The organism is Pseudomonas sp. B1(2018), from assembly GCF_003097365.1.
Classification (GTDB): domain Bacteria; phylum Pseudomonadota; class Gammaproteobacteria; order Pseudomonadales; family Pseudomonadaceae; genus Aquipseudomonas; species Aquipseudomonas laurylsulfatiphila.
This window is the reverse complement of sequence record NZ_PYUK01000001.1, coordinates 341,561-357,942: the sequence shown is the minus strand read 5'-3', so window position 1 is coordinate 357,942 and position 16,382 is coordinate 341,561. Positions and strand designations below refer to the sequence as shown.

The window sequence follows — 16,382 nt, the reverse complement described above, 5'->3', positions numbered from 1 at the left end:
CCGAATCGGTCAGTTCAGCTGCTGCCTTCAACTGTGCGGCGCGATGATCCTGAGCCACGGCCAGCGAGCCTGATAACTCCTGGCCTTCTGATCGAACAAGTCCGGCCTGGGATTGCCTGGATTGATTCGAAGCAGCCCGTGCTCTGTATCGGCCAGGCCGTTGGGGGCATAGACCTCGCCGGTGGCGACATCCCAACCTATGCAGGTACCGGCCACCAGGTAGCGGTCGATCCCGTCTCGGGCAGACTGAAGCCTGGGATAATCCCCGCCGAACCGCTGGCTGTACCACAGGTGAACGCGGGCCTGATTCTTGACCTCAATGTTCACGTCGAGGTCGTTGAACAGCTGCCGGGCTGACTGGATGACCTCATTCTCTGCCTCCCAGGACAGATCATCATCGAAGTAGAAGACGTCGTAATCCTTCACGCCCCATTCTGGCGGTCGCTGCGACTGATGATTCCAGACGGCCTGGAACAGGCAACCGGCCGTGAGCATGCATTGGTTCAAACCGAGCTCGGGCAAGCGTGTGTAAATTTGTGCGTTGACCGGATTGGTCATTGCGATCCTGACCAGGCTTTCGGCAGTCAATGTCATCTTCATCCCTTCCCTGTCGATCTGATCCTGGCGACCGACAATACCCCCGGCGCTTTACAAGTTCACGAAAAACACGGCCCGTTACCCATGTCATTCAGCGTTATCTCGTCGGTACTGACTACGTGGATGACACTTTTGAAGTGAGCCGCCGCCGTGCCTGCCCCGATAATCGATAGCTTACTGACGAACTGTCGAGGTCAAGCATGACGAGCGCAAATATGGAACAAGTCAGCCCGGGAACACTGAGAAGAGTGATTGTCGCCGCCGGCATCGGCAATTTCGTCGAGTGGTTCGACTTCGCCGTCTATGGCTTTCTGGCCACGACCATCGCCCAGCAATTTTTCCCCAGCGGCGATGCCAGCGCCGCGCTGCTCAAGACCTTTGCGGTGTTCGCCGTAGCCTTCGCATTCCGCCCCCTTGGCGGGATTTTCTTCGGCATGCTGGGCGACCGGATCGGCCGCAAGCGAACCCTGGCGATGACCATTCTGCTGATGGCGGGCGCGACGACCCTGATCGGTCTGCTGCCCACTTATGCGGCGATCGGGGTCACGGCGCCGATTCTGCTGTCGCTGATCCGTTGCGCCCAGGGCTTTTCCGCCGGGGGCGAATACGCAGGTGCCTGTGCCTACCTGATGGAGCATGCACCCCATGACAAACGAGCCTGGTACGGCAGCTTCATTCCGGTGTCGACATTTTCCGCCTTCGCCGCGGCAGCCGTGGTGGCTTACGCGCTGGAGGCATCATTGTCGGCTGAAGCCATGGGCAGTTGGGGTTGGCGCCTGCCCTTCCTGATTGCTGCGCCGCTGGGCCTGGTGGGGCTTTACCTGCGCTGGAAGCTCGACGAGACGCCCGCATTCCAGGCAGTGACCCAGGAACATGCGGTCGCCCACTCGCCGCTCAAGGACACCTTGCGCAACCATGGGGCGGCGATCTGTTGCCTGGGTGCCTTCGTGTCACTGACCGCACTGTCGTTTTATATGTTCACCACCTATTTCGCGACTTACCTGCAAGTCGCCGGCGGCCTGAGTCGCGCCACCGCGTTGCTGGTGTCACTGATTGCATTGCTGTTCGCCGCGGCGATCTGCCCGCTGGCCGGGCTGTACTCGGATCGGGTCGGGCGTCGCATGACGGTGATGACGGCCTGCGCGCTGTTGATCGTTGTTGTGTATCCATCATTCCTGATGGCCAGCTCCGGCTCGTTCGCAGCGTCCGTCGTCGGCGTCATGCTCCTGGCGATTGGCGCGGTGTTGTGTGGCGTGGTGACCGCGGCCCTGCTCTCGGAAACCTTCCCGACCCGCACTCGATACACCGCCTCGGCCATCACCTACAACATGGCCTACACCCTGTTCGGCGGCACCGCGCCGCTGGTGGCGACGTGGCTGATCAGCACCACCGGCAGCAACCTGTCGCCGGCGTTCTACCTGATTGCGATTGCATTACTCGCGCTGGCGGGGGGACTGGCATTGCCGGAGACCTCGAGGATTTCCCTGCATGACGTGGCTGCGCAGGAGAAAGCCGAAGGCGTGGGCGCATCCGCCGCCTGACACACGAAACGAGCCGGCAGGCGTCATCAGCGAGGTTTTCCCCAGAGGCCTTTGACTGGCCAGCAAAACCCTGCACAATCGCCGGCTGTTTTTGGGGCTTTCACTGGTTTGGAGGCCACTGGCTTGCCAGCGATGGTCGTCAACGATAACGCGTGTGATCTGGATAAACGCGTTCCCATGTAGGAGCTGGCGCAGCCTGCGATCTTTTGGCGGCTTCGGAATGGCTTGAGATCAAAGGATCGCAGCCTGCGGCAGCTCCTACAGACACCCGATACCTTGTAGGCGCTGGCGCAGCCTGCGATCTTTTGGCGGCTTCGGAATGGCTTGAGATCAAAGGATCGCAGCCTGCGGCAGCTCCTACAGACACCCGATACCTTGTAGGAGCTGGCGCAGCCTGCGATCTTTTGGCGGCTTCGTAATTGCTTGAGATCAAAAGATCGCAGCCTGCGGCAGCTCCTACAGACACCCGATACCTTGTAGGCGCTGGCGCAGCCTGCGATCTTTTGGCGGCTTCGGAATTGCTTGAGATCAAAGGATCGCAGCCTGCGGCAGCTCCTACAGACATACCCGATACCTTGTAGGCGCTGGCGCAGCCTGCGATCTTTTGGTGGCTTCGAAATGGCTTGAGATCAAAGGATCGCAGCCTGCGGCCGCTCCTACAGACACCCGATACCTTGTAGGAGCTGGCGCAGCCTGCGATCTTTTGGCGGCTTCGGAATGGCTTGAGATCAAAAGATCGCAGCCTGCGGCAGCTCCTACAGACATACCCGATACCTGGGAGCTGGCTTGCCAGCGATGGTCGTCAACGATAACGCGGGTGATCTGGATGAACGCGGCGCGCTTGAGTGCATCGCCAGCAGGCTGGCTCCTACAGTTTCCCGGGAATGCGTAAAGAACTTTTTTCGACAGGACGTCACTCGTGCAACGGATTGTTATTCTGGGCAATGCCGGCAGCGGCAAATCCACCCTCGCCCGCGCCCTCGGCAAGCGTCTGGGCCGGCCCGTGGTGCACCTCGATACCTTGTTCTGGGAGCCCGGCTGGATCGAACCTGACGCTGAGCAGTTCCGCGCGCGGGTCAGCGCAGCGATCGCAGCGGATAGCTGGATCTGTGAAGGCAACTATGCCCGGCGCACCTTCGACCTGCGCCTGCCCCGGGCCGACCTGATCATCTGGCTCGATACGCCGCGACCCACCTGCTTCGCCCGGGTGATCCTGCGCAGCCTCATGAACCGTCCTCGCCCTGACCTTGCAGCCGGCTGCGCAGAGAAGCTCGACCGGGCGTTCCTGACGTTCCTTGGGTTCGTGTGGAATTTCGATCGAGGCTACCGCCCGGGTATCGAAGCGGTGCGCCTGGCCATGGGCCCGCGCATTCCCGTGGTGCATTTGCGCAATAGCCGGCAGATTGCCGCCCTTCTCCATGGCTTGCCCGCCATGCCTCAAACCTGCCTTGAATAGAGGGGCAGCGATATCCGTCACCCGAGGTGATGCCTCGCGCCCCGAAACCGACTCGATTGGACGTCACGCATGATTCCACAGCGACATCGTGGACTTGTCATGAAATGAAAAGAAATTGTCGTCGAATGAATCTCCGTCGACCTCCCCCCTCCATAAATTCCTCTCCGGGCCCGCACGCGTTGAATCCCGTGATCTGACGGCGGGCCCCGTCTGGTTCACAGGCTCAACATCATAATAATAATCCGAGGGGTCGCATCGTATGCGCGTGAATTTGCCCGTAACCGAGCATGAAAGAGTATTTCCCGCCGAACAACGATTGATCTCCACGACCGATCTCGATAGCCGGATCACCTACTGCAACGAGGCCTTTGTTGCCATCAGCGGTTTCACCTACGACGAATTGGTGGGCCAGCCCCATAACCTGGTTCGACACCCCGACATGCCTCCCGGGGTATTCATTCACATGTGGCACACCATCAAGCAAGGCAAACCCTGGATGGGCATTGTGAAAAACCGCGCGAAGAACGGTGATTTCTATTGGGTCAGTGCCTACGTCACGCCCATCCATGAAAACGGACGCCTGAGCGGTTACGAGTCGGTTCGTTCGCTGCCCAGCCGCGACCAGGTCCGTCGGGCTGCAGCACTCTATGCACGGATGCGGGCCGGCAAGCCCATCGTTTCGCTGAGTACGCGGATTTCCCGGCCGCTGCAACACGGCTGGCCGTTGTTGATCGCTGGCGCAGTTTCATTGCTCGCCGAGCAGTGGCTGCCCAGTTCGGCGGCACAGGGGCTGATGGTGGCGAGCCTGTGTATGGCCTGGTACCTGATCGAGTCCCGGCATCGCAGAGCCATCGAGCGCACCCTGGCCGAGCATCCGAAAGCCTTTTCCGATCCATTGGTCGCGCTCACCTACAGCGACAACCATGGTCCCCAGGGTCGCCTGGACATGGCCATGGTCAGTGAGGAAGCGCGTTTGCAGACCGCCCTGAGCCGACTCGTCGATGCCGGGGTCAATGTCAAGGCCAAGGCCGCGCAGTCATCCGAACTCTCCGGTTCGCAGGCACAGTCACTCGATCGTCAGCGCAGTGAAACCGATCAGTCAGCCGCCGCCATCTCACAGATGGCCGCCACCATCCAGGAGGTCACCCAAAACGTCATCAGCACCGCGCATGCCGCATCGCAGGCCGACCAGTTGACGCGTGAGGGCAGTGAGCTGGCCCGGCAAAGCCTGAGCGCCATGGAAACCATGCATGAGGCGGTCAACGAAATCGGCAAGGCGGTCAACGCATTGGCCAGTGAAACGCAATCGATCGGCAGTGTCGTGGATGTCATTACGTCCATTGCCGAACAGACCAACCTGCTGGCGCTCAATGCGGCCATCGAGGCGGCCCGGGCCGGTGAGCAAGGTCGCGGTTTTGCCGTGGTTGCCGACGAGGTGCGGTCCCTTGCACAACGCACTCGCACCTCCACCGAACAGATCCACGGCATCATTGCTTCTCTGTACGACGGTGCCGATCGCGCAGTGTCCACGGCCAGCCGTGGCGAGCAGATCTCCCGCGAAAGCATGCAGCGTGTCGAGGCGGTGCAGTCGGCGCTGGTCGGCATCAGTCAGGCCGTCACCCGGATTACCGGAATGAGCCAGCAGATGGCCTCGGCGTCTGAAGAACAAAGTCACGTGGCTGAAGACATCAATCAGCAGATCACGCGTATTGCCCAACTCTGTGACCACAGCGCCGGGCAGGCCAAACAAGGCGCCGCGATCAGCCAGGATCTTGAGGTCATGGCCGACTATCTGCACAGCCTGGCCGAGCGTTTTAACCGATAGTGGCGACAGGGTGACTCCTGCTTGGGCATGGTCCTCGCCACAGGGATGCAAGATGCCGCTAAGGCAATGCATAGACCCTGAACAGCCTTTTCACGGTAAGGTTGCTCCCGCCCAGATACTGGTCGTAGGCCTTTTCTATGTAGCCCGAGTAATAGGCTTCACTCAGGGCCGTATCGACCAGCAGGCGGAAGTCTTCGTCGTTGCGATCGACCATCATCGCCACCGGCGAGTACTCGAAGATGCGGTCCAGGATCATCAGGTTCTGCGCCGCACCTCCCTTGGCGACTTCATTTCGCAGCAGCATGCGTTCGGAGAAGAAGGCATCGGCCTTGCCCTCGGCGACCAGCTTGACGCCCTCGTCGTTGTTGGCCACGGTCACCAGCGAGGCGATCACGTTGAGCAGGCGCATGCGTTCGCGAATCCAGTCTTCGGTCACCCCGCCCTCGAGGGTCGCGTAGGTCTGGTTGGCCAGGCCGTTGTTGATGCTGGCACGCCAGGTCGGGCCGGCATTGGCGACCTTGCCATTGAGCACATTGAGCAAGGGTTCGGCCGCATCGTTGCGCACCACGACCGAGAGGCCGGCGGTGTACACCGGGATGGAGTAGCTGATCATCTTGCGCCGTTCCAGGGTAGGCGCTGTCGGCGTGCAAAGGATATCCACCTTGCCCTGGCTGACGGCACTGACCTGATCCGCAACCGTGACCGGCAAGTAGTGCACTTGCAGGTCGGACAGGCCCAGTTCGCTCTTGAGCTTGTCGGCGACTTTCAGGCACAGGTCGATGGCGTAACCGCTGGCCTTGTCGCCTTCCTGTTTGCTGAAGGGCGCCAGGTCAGGCAAGTAGCCCAGGGTAAAGGTGTGGCTGCTGCGCACGCGTTCAAGGGTGTTGGCACCGGCTACCAATGGCAGCGTCAAGAGTGCGAAGGCAAGCAGCAGTCTGGTGGTTGTGGCAAATGGTACGTTCATGTCCGGTTTCCCCGTATGCAGATGTCTGTGCAGTCCTGATGGCTACGCCTGAGGGTTTGCGGCCCTGGTCTGATTGGCCGCGGGCACTTCGGTGAAGCGCTTGGCGAGGAATCCGTAGAGCAGGTAGCCGACAGCGAGCACCAGGGTGCCACCCATCACTGCGTCCTTGCCGCAGGCATACAGGGCGTACAGGGAGTACGTGACGGCAATCAGCAAGACCACCACGTTACGCGTGCGAATCGCTGACGAGACCCCGGCCTTGTGCATGATCACCAGCAGGCCGGTCAGCGCAGTGATATAGGGGATCAGGTTGGTGACCGCCGCCAGGCTGACCAGCTTGCTGAACTGCGCGGCGGCGTCGGGCGAGATGGTCGACAGGGCCATGAGGGTTTGCAGCACACCGCAGACGATCATGCCGACGACGGGCGCATTCATCGAGTTGACCTTGCTGAACAGCTTGAGGAACAGGTTCTGGTCAGCCGTCATCTTGGCCGTTTGCGCCAGGGTGAATTGCCAGCCCAGCAGCGAGCCGACGCAGGCCATGACCGCCAGGGCCATGACGATATTGCCCACCATCGGGCTGAATATCGTGGCGTAGACCAACGCAAAGGGCGCCGAGGACTTGGCCAGCTCGGCGTTGGGAATGATGCCCTGGATGACGGTGGTCGACAGCACATAGACCACGGCGGCACCGAGGGTGCCGAACAGGCAGGCCAGTGGCACATTGCGCTTGGGGTTTTCCACGGCATCGGTGGCCTGGGCCGCCGACTCCATGCCCAGGAAAGCCCACAGGGTCAGGGGAATGGCTTTGCTGATGGCTTCGGAAATCGGCAGGCTGTTGGGGTTCCAGGCGGCGGCCAGCACATCGGGCTTGAACCAGAACCAGCCGATGATGCTCAGGCCCGCCACCGGAATGATCACGCCCCACACCGTGAACGCGCCGATCTTGCCGGTGATGCCCGGGCCACCGAAGTTGGCGAAGGTGGTCAGCCAGATCAGCCCGATGGTGCCGACACACAGCGGAATGGCCCCCGTGCCCAGCCAGGGCACGAAGGCGGTCATGTAGCCCACCGCCGAAATGGCCACGGCCACGTTGGCGATGGCCAAGGAGAGAAAGTACAGGTACGAGCAGAGGAAAAAGCCCGACTTCGAATGGGCCTCTTCGGTGTAGGCGGACAAGCCGCCGGAACGCGAACAGAAGACTCCGCATTGGGCAAAGCAGTAAGCGATGGCCATCGAACCTATCGCCGTGAAGATCCATGACAGCAGCGAGACGGCACCCAGTTGAGCCATGTTGGTGGGCAACATGATGATGCCCGAGCCCATCATGTTGACCGTTACCAGCGTCGTGAGCCCCATCAGGCTCATTTTCTTGCTTGAATCAGCCATCGCAAACTCCTTGCCTTGTTCAGAGTCTTGAACCTGGGCCTGGCGACGTGCAGCACACGGCCGGACAGGGGCTAATGCTTGATCAGACCTTGAGCCTGTAAACGCACCGCATTGCTGGCAGGGATTTTCAAAGCGTTCATCACCAGAATTTCTCGGTCTGTCCGACGTTGAAGTTCCTGGGACGAATATCTGTGGAGGCATCATGTCCCTGGGCCAGGAGCGATTGCCTTATTGGGTATAGTTCAATTTTACAATCTGTTACTTCTTGCCGAGTTTATTCCTGGACCGCCTGGGCATGCTCATGACGATCAGGCGCCCTCCTTTTCCAGGAATGCAGCCCCCCACAGGTTGCCTCCAACCAGTGGGATGCTGCTCATCCAGCCGTCAGGTGCGCCCGGCGGAACCTGTAACGGGCAGGTTCCCGAGCAATTTGAGCCCGGTGTTCTTCACGAAAGTGTCGTAGTCCATCGGCTTCTGGACACGGGTTTCAGCGTTGGGCAGTACGTAGGCCCAGGCCCGTTGGGATGAGGCGTCGTACACCAGCTTGAACAGGCGCGTTGGCACCCAGACCTGGTTGTCGCCGACGGTCGAGTGGCCTGGATCGAAGAGCGGACCGGTAAAGACGAACACGTTGCCATCGGCTCGCGTGGCAAACTTCCTGACATCCGACTCGACCTTGCTCCAGATCTTGCGGTTGTTGGTCGGGTCTTGCGGCACCATGTTCGACAGCGCAAAGGATTGGGCCATTGCCTTGGGGTTCGGTGCATCGGCTGCCGGAGATTGATGACCACGGTCCACGGCCGGATGCTGGCTGCGGTAGTCGCTCAACTCTGCACGCCCACCCTTGGGAATGCGTGGGTCCGGGTAGAACTGGTTGGTGCGCTCTTCCCCTTTGGCATCCCGCAACTGGGCCGCATTCAGGCGTTCGACCACCACCAGCGGGGTCTTGCTGGTTTGCGAGTACAGCACCGCGAAATTGTCGGAACACAAGGCCAGGGGTTTCATGGATGCAGGCACAGTAGCGGTGTTGATCGGTTTCGCTGCCGGGAACAGATCAGCACAGCCATCGAACGAGGCCTGTTTCTGTTTGCTTGAGTAGAGGTCCAGGGCCGCGCTCTGGCTGATCGAGCCTGAGCGGGACGCTTGTTCGTGTTGCGCGGCGGGTGGCTTGAGGAGGTCCAGCAGACTGCGGGCTTGCGCCCCGGGCGAGAGCAAAACAAGGGCCGACAGCCCAACTGCAATTTTGCGTAGGTACATGGGTTGATTCTTCGAAAGGAATTGAGGGGTAAACGTACGGCGAGTCCCGATTCACGGAACCGGGTGGAGGGGTTGCTGATTATGTGGCGGCGAGCATGCTTTCACTGTCCTTGATCAATTACCGATGCGGGGCCGGTCGGTTCGACCGCTGAGGGTCGTGCGGGGGTTATGGACCATGACCAGACCGGTTAGTGCAATGCCGCACTCGCCGGCCCTGTTATTGTGACGCTGGGGTGGATGACTTATCCAGCCCCCCTCGCTACCCTTTCGCACCCGGGTGCCTGACCGCGATTCAGGCCAGACCACATTCCATCCAGACGAACGAATAATGAAATCCTCCGCAGGTTTGCTGTTGTCGGGTATCGAGCTGGACCGTGCCAGTTCCACCCCCTTGTACCGCCAACTCTACTTGCAGATTCGCAAACAGATTCTCAGTGGAAGGCTTCAGGGCGGCGTGCGCCTGCCGTCCACGCGGACCCTGAGCAAGGAGCTTGAGCTGTCGCGAATCAGCATTCTCAATGCGTTCGATCAGCTGATTGCCGAAGGTTTCCTGACGTCACGGACCGGGGCCGGGACTTACGTCGGCCATGAATGGGAAGGCCGCGGCATTGATGACGAGCAGCCGCGCCAGCCGCCTCGCCTGTCCGACCTGAGCCAGTCGATGCTGTCGTTGCGCAGCGATCATTTCCGTGGCGTGTCCTATGCCGGCTGGGCTACGGACAGCCCGACGTCATTCCTGCCCAGTCACAGTGCTTACGATGCGTTCCCGCAATCGGTCTGGAAGCGCCTGTTGAACCGCCACCTGCACAAGCCGACCAAGGCCATGCTCGGCTATGGCGAACTGCAGGGGTTGCTGGCCCTGCGCGAGGCGATTGCCGAGTACGTCTTCGATGCCCGCGGCATTGATTGCAGTGCCGAGCAGGTGGTCATCGTGTCTGGCGCCCAGCAGGCCTTCAACCTGCTGGGCATGCTGTTGCTCAATCCGCAGGACAGCTTCTGGATGGAAGATCCGGGGCATATCGCGGCGCGCATTGCGCTCCAGGCCCAGGGTGGCCAGGTCGTGCCGTTGCGTATCGACGAACAGGGGATCGATGTCCGCCAAGGCCTGGCCTTGTGTCCTGACGCCCGCCTGGTGTTTACCACGCCTTCTCGCCAGCATCCCCTGGGCGTCACCATGAGTTATGGGCGACGCCAGGAGCTCATCGACTGGGCCGCCCAGAATCAAAGCTGGATCATCGAGGACGATTGCGACAGTGAGTTTCGCTACAACGGCCGTCCCTTGCCGGCACTCTATGCCATGGACCAGTGGGCCCGTGTCATCTACGCCGGGACCTTCAGCAAGGTGCTCTTCCCCTCGCTGCGACTGGGGTACGTGATACTGCCCGACGCCCTGGTCGATCCCTTCTGCACCCTGCGTGCGGTGATGGACCGCAGCCCGCCCACCCTGCTCCAGGCCGTCACGGCGGACTTCATGCGCGAAGGCCACTTCCTCGGCCATATCCGGCGCATGCGCGCCCTGTACCAGGCTCGCCAGCAGGCACTGGTCGAACAGCTGCAGAAACAACTGGGGACTTTCTTCAGGGTCACCCCGGTGGAAGCCGGCATGCACATGATCGCCTGGTTACCCGCGCATCTCGATGACGATGCCCTGGCCAGGGCGCTCGACCAGCATGGCATTCACACCTATCCCCTGAGCGACTACTGCGTCCAACATATCCTGCCGCCAGCGCTGCTGATCGGCTTTGCCAGCACCCCCGAAGACCAGGCCCAGGCGCGGGTCGAAGCGCTGGCCCAGGCCCTGGACACAATGGGCTACCTGCAGCCGGCCACCTGACGCCGGGCAAGTGGTCTTATGATTTAACTGATAATGGATCTATCGAGAGTTCCTGACTGGCGCGATAAAGGCTGCGCCGGTAGACCCGGTGTCTGAACCAGGAACGACTCGAATGAACAATAAGATCCAGGAACGATTCAACGCCTTGCTCAGCCATAAGGCTGTCGAGGCCGAGGCTCCCCCGCTACTGACCGAGGCACTGGCCCGCCAGTTGCTCGACCGACTTGGGCAACTGCGCCTGTTTGCCCATGCCTACCCCTTGCTGACCAACCTGACCCACGGCCGTGTCACCCCTGCCGACCTGCTGGACTTCGCCTATCGCCACGAACTCCAGGGCCTGAGCCTGCACCTGCTCGACGGTGAGGAAAACAGCCTGAGTCAAATGACGGCCACACAGCTCCAGGCGTTCGCAGACAAGGCCAATGCTCTCGGGCTGGATGTGCATCTGGAAATCAGCAGCACCCTGAAAAAAGATGTCGATCAAGTGATCGCCATTGCCAGGGCGCTGGGCACCCGCAACATCCGTGTCTACTCACGCTATGAAGGGTCGCTGTCCCGGGTCATGGACGTGATCGAGTCGGATCTGCACTACCTTGCGCAACAGGCAGACGAGCACGACCTGTTCTTCGACTTCGAGCAGCACGAGGAACTCAAGAGCGGCGAGATCGCGCAACTGCTGAGCCGGCTGAACCACCCGCGCCTGCACGCCCTGTTCGACTTCGGCAACATGATCAATGCCTGCGAACAGCCCCTTGCAGCCCTGCGCGCCCTGGCCCCGCACATACGCCAGACCCACCTCAAGGGTGTGCGCATCGTGCCTGAGCAAAACGGCTTCGGGCATTACGGTGTGCTGCAAGGCAGTGACGAAGACGACCTGCCCAGCGCTCGCATGCTGTTCGAACTGCTGATGCTCGGCGAATCAACCCCGCAAGTGATCGCCTTCATTCTCGAGCAGGAAAACCACTACGTGGCCCCGGCGTTCCGCCAGTTCGACGAAGCCGCCGACCCGTTCATCGCGTACCGGGAAATGAGTGAAACAGCGCTGCCGCAAGGCTATTCGCTGGAGCGAATGCTGGCCGATGAACACCGTTGGGCCAACAACCAGGTCGCCTATGTACGAGGTCTGCTGGCCGAGTTCCGAACCCTGGCCGAGTTGACCCTGGCCCATTGCGCTGACGCCTGAACCTGAGGTGCCGAGCGGCACTGCCTACCCCCAATACGCCTGGAGAACAATAATGACATCCCATGACAAGGCCAAATGGCTCAGATTCCTGATTCTCATCCTCGGTGGCGGCACCGTCTACAAGCTGGCGAACCTCAAGGACGCCTTCTACATCCCCATGCAAGAATTCATGGGGCTGTCCCACACTGAAATCGGCGTGCTGCTGAGTGCCAACGCCATCATCGCCACCGCGCTGTTCGTGGTCGGCGGCATGCTCGCCGACCGGTACGACACACGCAAGCTGATCCCCCTCGGCCTGATCGGTACCGGGGGCCTGGGGCTTTACCTGGCGACCTTTCCGCCCTTCAGCAACCTGCTGGTTGTGTTCTGCCTGCTGGCCGTGTGTGCCGACTGCCTCTTCTGGCCATCGCTGCTCAAGGCCATCCGCAACCTGGGGGACGATAAGGAACAGGGGCGCCTGTTCGGCCTGCTCGAAGGCGGGCGTGGCGTCATTGATACCCTGGTCGCGTTTTCTGCGCTGGGCGTCTTCGTCGCCATGGGCTCCGGTGAAAACGGTTTGAAGTCGGCGATCCTGTTCTACTCGGTCATCGACATTCTTGCCGGCACCCTGACCTGGCTGTTGCTCAAGAGCGGCAAGACCCAGTCGACCGTCAAGCCGAAGAACGGACTGTCGAACCTGCTCGAGGCCATCAAGGTGCCGGGCATCTGGCTGGTCAGCCTCAACGTGTTCATGGTCTACATCGTGTACTGCGGCCTGACCTATTTCATTCCCTACCTCAAGGACATGTACGAACTGCCCGTGGCCCTGGTGGGTGCTTACGGGATCATCAACCAGTACTTCCTCAAGATCCTCGGCGGCCCCGCTGGCGGCTTCATTGCCGACAAGCAGTTCAAGAGCTCCAGCCGTTATCTGAAGTGGGCATTCCTGGCGTTGTTGCCACTGATGGGCGTCATCATGCTCATCCCGAAAAGCCCGGGTTACATCTACGCAGGCATGGCGGCCACCCTGTCCTTCGCGCTGATCGTGTTTTCCATGCGCGGTGTGTTCTGGGCACCGATGGGTGAAGTCGGGATTCCCCAGCACATCACGGGCTCGGCCTTTGGCATTGGTTGCCTGATCGGCTATGCACCGGGCATGTTCGCCTACGTCATCTATGGCGCGATACTCGACCACTTCCCGGGTCAACAAGGCTACAACTACGTCTTTTCGTTGATGAGCCTGCTGGCCATTGTCGGGTTCATGGTATCGAGCCTGCTGTATCAAGCGGTGCGCAAGAACGCCACGGTCACTGGCGAGGTCAGCGCCGCGCAAGCCTGAACATAGGCCGGGTTTACCCAGTTCATACGCGTTATCGTTAACGACCATCGCTGGCAGGCCAGCTCCAGAGAAGACCGCAGCCCCCTAACCCCCTGTAGGAGCTGTCGAGTGCAACGAGGCTGCGATCTTTTAAAAAGCAGGATCAAAAGATCGCAGCCTGCGGCAGCTCCTACAGAGAAGACCGCAGCCCCCTAACCCCCGTAGGAACTGTCGAGTGCAACGAGGCTGCGATCTTTTAAAAAGCAGGATCAAAAGATCGCAGCCTGCGGCCGCTCCTACGGAGAAGACCGCAGCCCCCTAACCCCCTGTAGGAGCTGTCGAGTGCAACGAGGCTGCGATCTTTTAAAAAAAGCAGGATCAAAAGATCGCAGCCTGCGGCAGCTCCTACAGAGAAGACCGCAGCCCTCTAACCCCCTGTAGGAGCTGTCGAGTGCAACGAGGCTGCGATCTTTTAAAAAGCAGGTTCAAAAGATCGCAGCCTGCCAGCTCCCACAAGCAACGCAACGCCGTGCGGCGGTAACCGCCGCACCGACGCCAGCATCAGATATGGCGGGTAATCCACCCGTGAAGCTGTCGGATCGTCATGCAGTGATCTACTGTCAGTCATGGGCTTGGCGTCAATCTCCAGATGGGCGTTGAACTGCCGGGTTTGCAACCGACCTGTCTCGATGATCAGGGAACCGGACCTATGGCAAAAAATGCAAAAGCGGAATCCGAAAACCAGACGTTCGCCGCGCAGCAAGCCGAGGCGCAGGACGAAGCAGCGCCTGTTGGCGATGTGAATCGCAATGGCCTCTGGCGTACATGGATCAGGGGCCGGGCGCGCAAGCTGAGTCACTCGACCCAGTTTGTCATTGCCGCTGCTGTAATCCTGGGGCTGACCATGTTTTTCGTCGGCAATCTGGTGAGCGTGCGCATTGAAAGTGCCGCGGTACATAGCGCAGCAGAAGCAGGCGCTCAGTACATGGATACGTTCCTGGAGCCCTTTGTGCAGGAGTTGAGCCAGGACAACACCCTATCGGCTGCAAGTGTCCAGGCCCTGGACCGCCTCACGGAAAGTCGTTCGCTGAAACAGCACATTGTCTCGATCAAGATCTGGCGAGCGGATGGCACGGTGGTCTACAGCACGAACAAAGACATCACCAACGTTCAATTCCCGCTGGATGAGATCACCGAGGCACTCAAGGGCAAAGTGGTTACCGATCTTCAGGAACTGACCCAGGATGAGAACGTGTTCGAGCGCCAGCTCAACGTCCCGCTCTATGAAATCTACGCGCCCCTGCGGGATTCGCGCTCCGGGAAAATCATCGCGGTGGGCGAATTCTATGAAAAGGCCGACAGCCTCAGGCGCGAGATCAATCGGGTCCGGGAAGAGGTGTGGGGGGTCGTCGGCGCCGCGACACTGGCCATGCTGACCCTGCTTTTCTTCATCGTGCGACGCGGCGACAAGATTATCCAGCAACAGCAGGTGGCACTGCACTTGCGGCTGGTCGAACAAACCCGTTTGCACATCAGCAATGCTGAACTCCAGCACAAGATGGCAACGGCTACCCAGGAGTTTTCCCGAGTCAACGAACTCACCTTGAGGCGCATTGGCGCAGACCTGCACGACGGGCCGGCGCAACTATTGACCTTGATTCTGATCCGGCTCGACGACCTGGCCGAAAACTGCACGGAGGTCGATCAGGAATCGCTGGAAACCATCCGTGCCGCCGCCACCGACGCATTGCGTGAGGTCCGCGATTTATCACGCGGCCTGGCACTTCCGGAAATCAACGACGTGAGCCTGGTGGAAGAGTTGCAACTGGTGGCGCAACGGCACGAGCAACGCACTGGCACCAAGGTCACATTGACCCTGGGGCAGCTACCGAAGGCCGCGCCATTGCCGCTCAAACTCTGTTTGTACCGGTTTGTGCAAGAAGCCCTCAACAACGCTTACCGGCACGCCAACGGCGAGGGCCAGGTCATCCTGGCGAAGTACATCGATGGGGTATTGAACATCAGCGTCAGGGACAGTGGTCCAGGCATGGCGGCGGACGCGATGCAGCTCGAGAAATCCGGCAGGACCCGATTGGGCCTCGCCGGTTTGCGTTATCGCGTCGAATCCCTGGGCGGGTTGTTCAGCATCGACTCCTGCGACGCGGGTACGTCGGTCAATGCCCAGTTCAAACTCTAGTCAGGCGCCGCTTCGGCATCCATTGGCGCTTTCGCCGCGCCGATGTGAAGGTGACTGATAGCTTCGCGCTCCCGGTAGTGGCGCAGAGCCGTGACCGCTTCGACTCGATTTCGCGCGTTCAGCTTCTGCATCACACAGCCCATGTGGTGCTTGACGGTTTTTTCGCTGATCAACAGCCTGTCCGCCACTTCCCTGTTGGTCAGCCCCTTGGACACTTCACGAATGACCTCCTCCTCGCGGTGGGTCAGATCGAACTTGCGGGTTTCCGCTTCGTGCTTGTTGATGTTGCTCAGCAGTTTATTGGCAAACTCGGGGGTGATATACGACTCACCCTTGGCAACCGTCCTGATCGCCAGGACCAGTTCCGGCCCGCTGACACCTTTCAACACATACCCGCGCGCGCCGGCCTCCAGTGCCAGGAAGGCATCATCCTCGGACTCCGAAACCGTCAGCATCAGCACCCTCACATCCGACAGCTGTGTGGAAATGAACCGCACCGCGGCGAACACGTCGCCCGGCATATTGACGTCCATCAACATCACGTCCGGACGCTCCTTCTGCGCAATATCCATGGCATCCTGCGCATTGGAACCTTGCTCCACGACCTGAAGATCCGCCCGTTTTCTCAACGTATTGGCCACGCCTTCACGCAACATCGGGTGATCGTCGGCAATGCCGATGCGAATGAATGGACTCATGAGACGCTCCCGCAAGAATAAGCATTCGGATACACATTGATTAATAGCAGGGAACCCGAGAAGCCGCCGGTCATCAGTCGTATGTACCGGGCTCCAGTCGTCCGGATATCCGACTTAGGTCGGATGCAATCAGTCCCTGAACAA

Annotated in this window: 11 protein-coding genes and 2 pseudogenes; 8 read left to right on the top strand and 5 right to left on the bottom strand. The window is 60.3% G+C overall.

Annotated elements, in window-relative coordinates:
* Positions 1-27: 27 nt before the first annotated feature.
* Entirely contained in the window at positions 28-558 is a 531-nt protein-coding gene (locus tag C9422_RS01535) for a nucleotidyltransferase family protein (protein ID WP_116579577.1), read from the bottom strand.
* 239 nt (positions 559-797) lie between these two features.
* On the opposite strand from C9422_RS01535, the gene C9422_RS01530 reads away from it, so the two are divergent.
* From C9422_RS01530 to C9422_RS32795, 4 genes and pseudogenes are all read left to right on the top strand, one after another.
* Complete coding sequence (locus tag C9422_RS01530; RefSeq protein ID WP_116579436.1) at positions 798-2,138, top strand: MFS transporter; 1,341 nt, start codon at positions 798-800, stop codon at positions 2,136-2,138.
* A 919-nt stretch (positions 2,139-3,057) separates the two neighbouring features.
* Entirely contained in the window at positions 3,058-3,594 is a 537-nt protein-coding gene (locus tag C9422_RS01525; protein WP_116579435.1) for an AAA family ATPase, read from the top strand.
* A gap of 259 nt (positions 3,595-3,853) precedes the next feature.
* Positions 3,854-4,132: pseudogene (locus C9422_RS32800) on the top strand (PAS domain-containing protein); the annotation flags it as partial.
* Positions 4,133-4,444: 312 nt separating this feature from the next.
* Positions 4,445-5,419, top strand: a pseudogene (locus C9422_RS32795) (methyl-accepting chemotaxis protein); the annotation flags it as partial.
* Positions 5,420-5,477: 58 nt separating this feature from the next.
* On the opposite strand, the gene C9422_RS01515 reads toward C9422_RS32795, so the two are convergent.
* The 3 genes from C9422_RS01515 to C9422_RS01505 form a co-directional block, all read right to left on the bottom strand.
* Complete coding sequence (locus tag C9422_RS01515; RefSeq protein ID WP_116579433.1) at positions 5,478-6,383, bottom strand: amino acid ABC transporter substrate-binding protein; 906 nt, start codon at positions 6,381-6,383, stop codon at positions 5,478-5,480.
* Positions 6,384-6,425: 42 nt separating this feature from the next.
* Positions 6,426-7,772, bottom strand: coding sequence for a putrescine-ornithine antiporter (gene potE / locus C9422_RS01510; protein ID WP_116579432.1), 1,347 nt, complete (start codon positions 7,770-7,772; stop codon positions 6,426-6,428).
* A gap of 384 nt (positions 7,773-8,156) precedes the next feature.
* Positions 8,157-9,029, bottom strand: a complete 873-nt coding sequence (locus C9422_RS01505; RefSeq protein WP_116579431.1) for a DNA/RNA non-specific endonuclease — start codon at positions 9,027-9,029, stop codon at positions 8,157-8,159.
* A gap of 328 nt (positions 9,030-9,357) precedes the next feature.
* Here C9422_RS01505 and C9422_RS01500 point away from each other — a divergent pair, with 328 nt between their 5' ends.
* The 4 genes from C9422_RS01500 to C9422_RS01485 all read left to right on the top strand — a co-directional run bounded on the left by C9422_RS01500 (position 9,358) and on the right by C9422_RS01485 (position 15,540).
* Complete coding sequence (locus C9422_RS01500) at positions 9,358-10,863, top strand: PLP-dependent aminotransferase family protein (protein WP_116579430.1); 1,506 nt, start codon at positions 9,358-9,360, stop codon at positions 10,861-10,863.
* 112 nt (positions 10,864-10,975) lie between these two features.
* On the top strand, positions 10,976-12,046 hold the full coding sequence (locus C9422_RS01495) for a sugar phosphate isomerase/epimerase (protein ID WP_116579429.1): 1,071 nt from the start codon (positions 10,976-10,978) through the stop codon (positions 12,044-12,046).
* A 52-nt stretch (positions 12,047-12,098) separates the two neighbouring features.
* Entirely contained in the window at positions 12,099-13,364 is a 1,266-nt protein-coding gene (locus C9422_RS01490) for a nitrate/nitrite transporter (protein WP_116579428.1), read from the top strand.
* A gap of 688 nt (positions 13,365-14,052) precedes the next feature.
* Positions 14,053-15,540 carry a sensor histidine kinase gene (locus C9422_RS01485; protein ID WP_116579427.1) on the top strand — a complete coding sequence of 496 codons (1,488 nt, stop codon included), beginning with the start codon at positions 14,053-14,055 and terminating at the stop codon, positions 15,538-15,540.
* Here C9422_RS01485 and C9422_RS01480 read toward each other — a convergent pair.
* Entirely contained in the window at positions 15,537-16,238 is a 702-nt protein-coding gene (locus C9422_RS01480; protein WP_116579426.1) for a response regulator transcription factor, read from the bottom strand. The two genes, C9422_RS01485 and C9422_RS01480, sit on opposite strands and share 4 nt — an antisense overlap.
* Positions 16,239-16,382 lie beyond the last annotated feature (144 nt).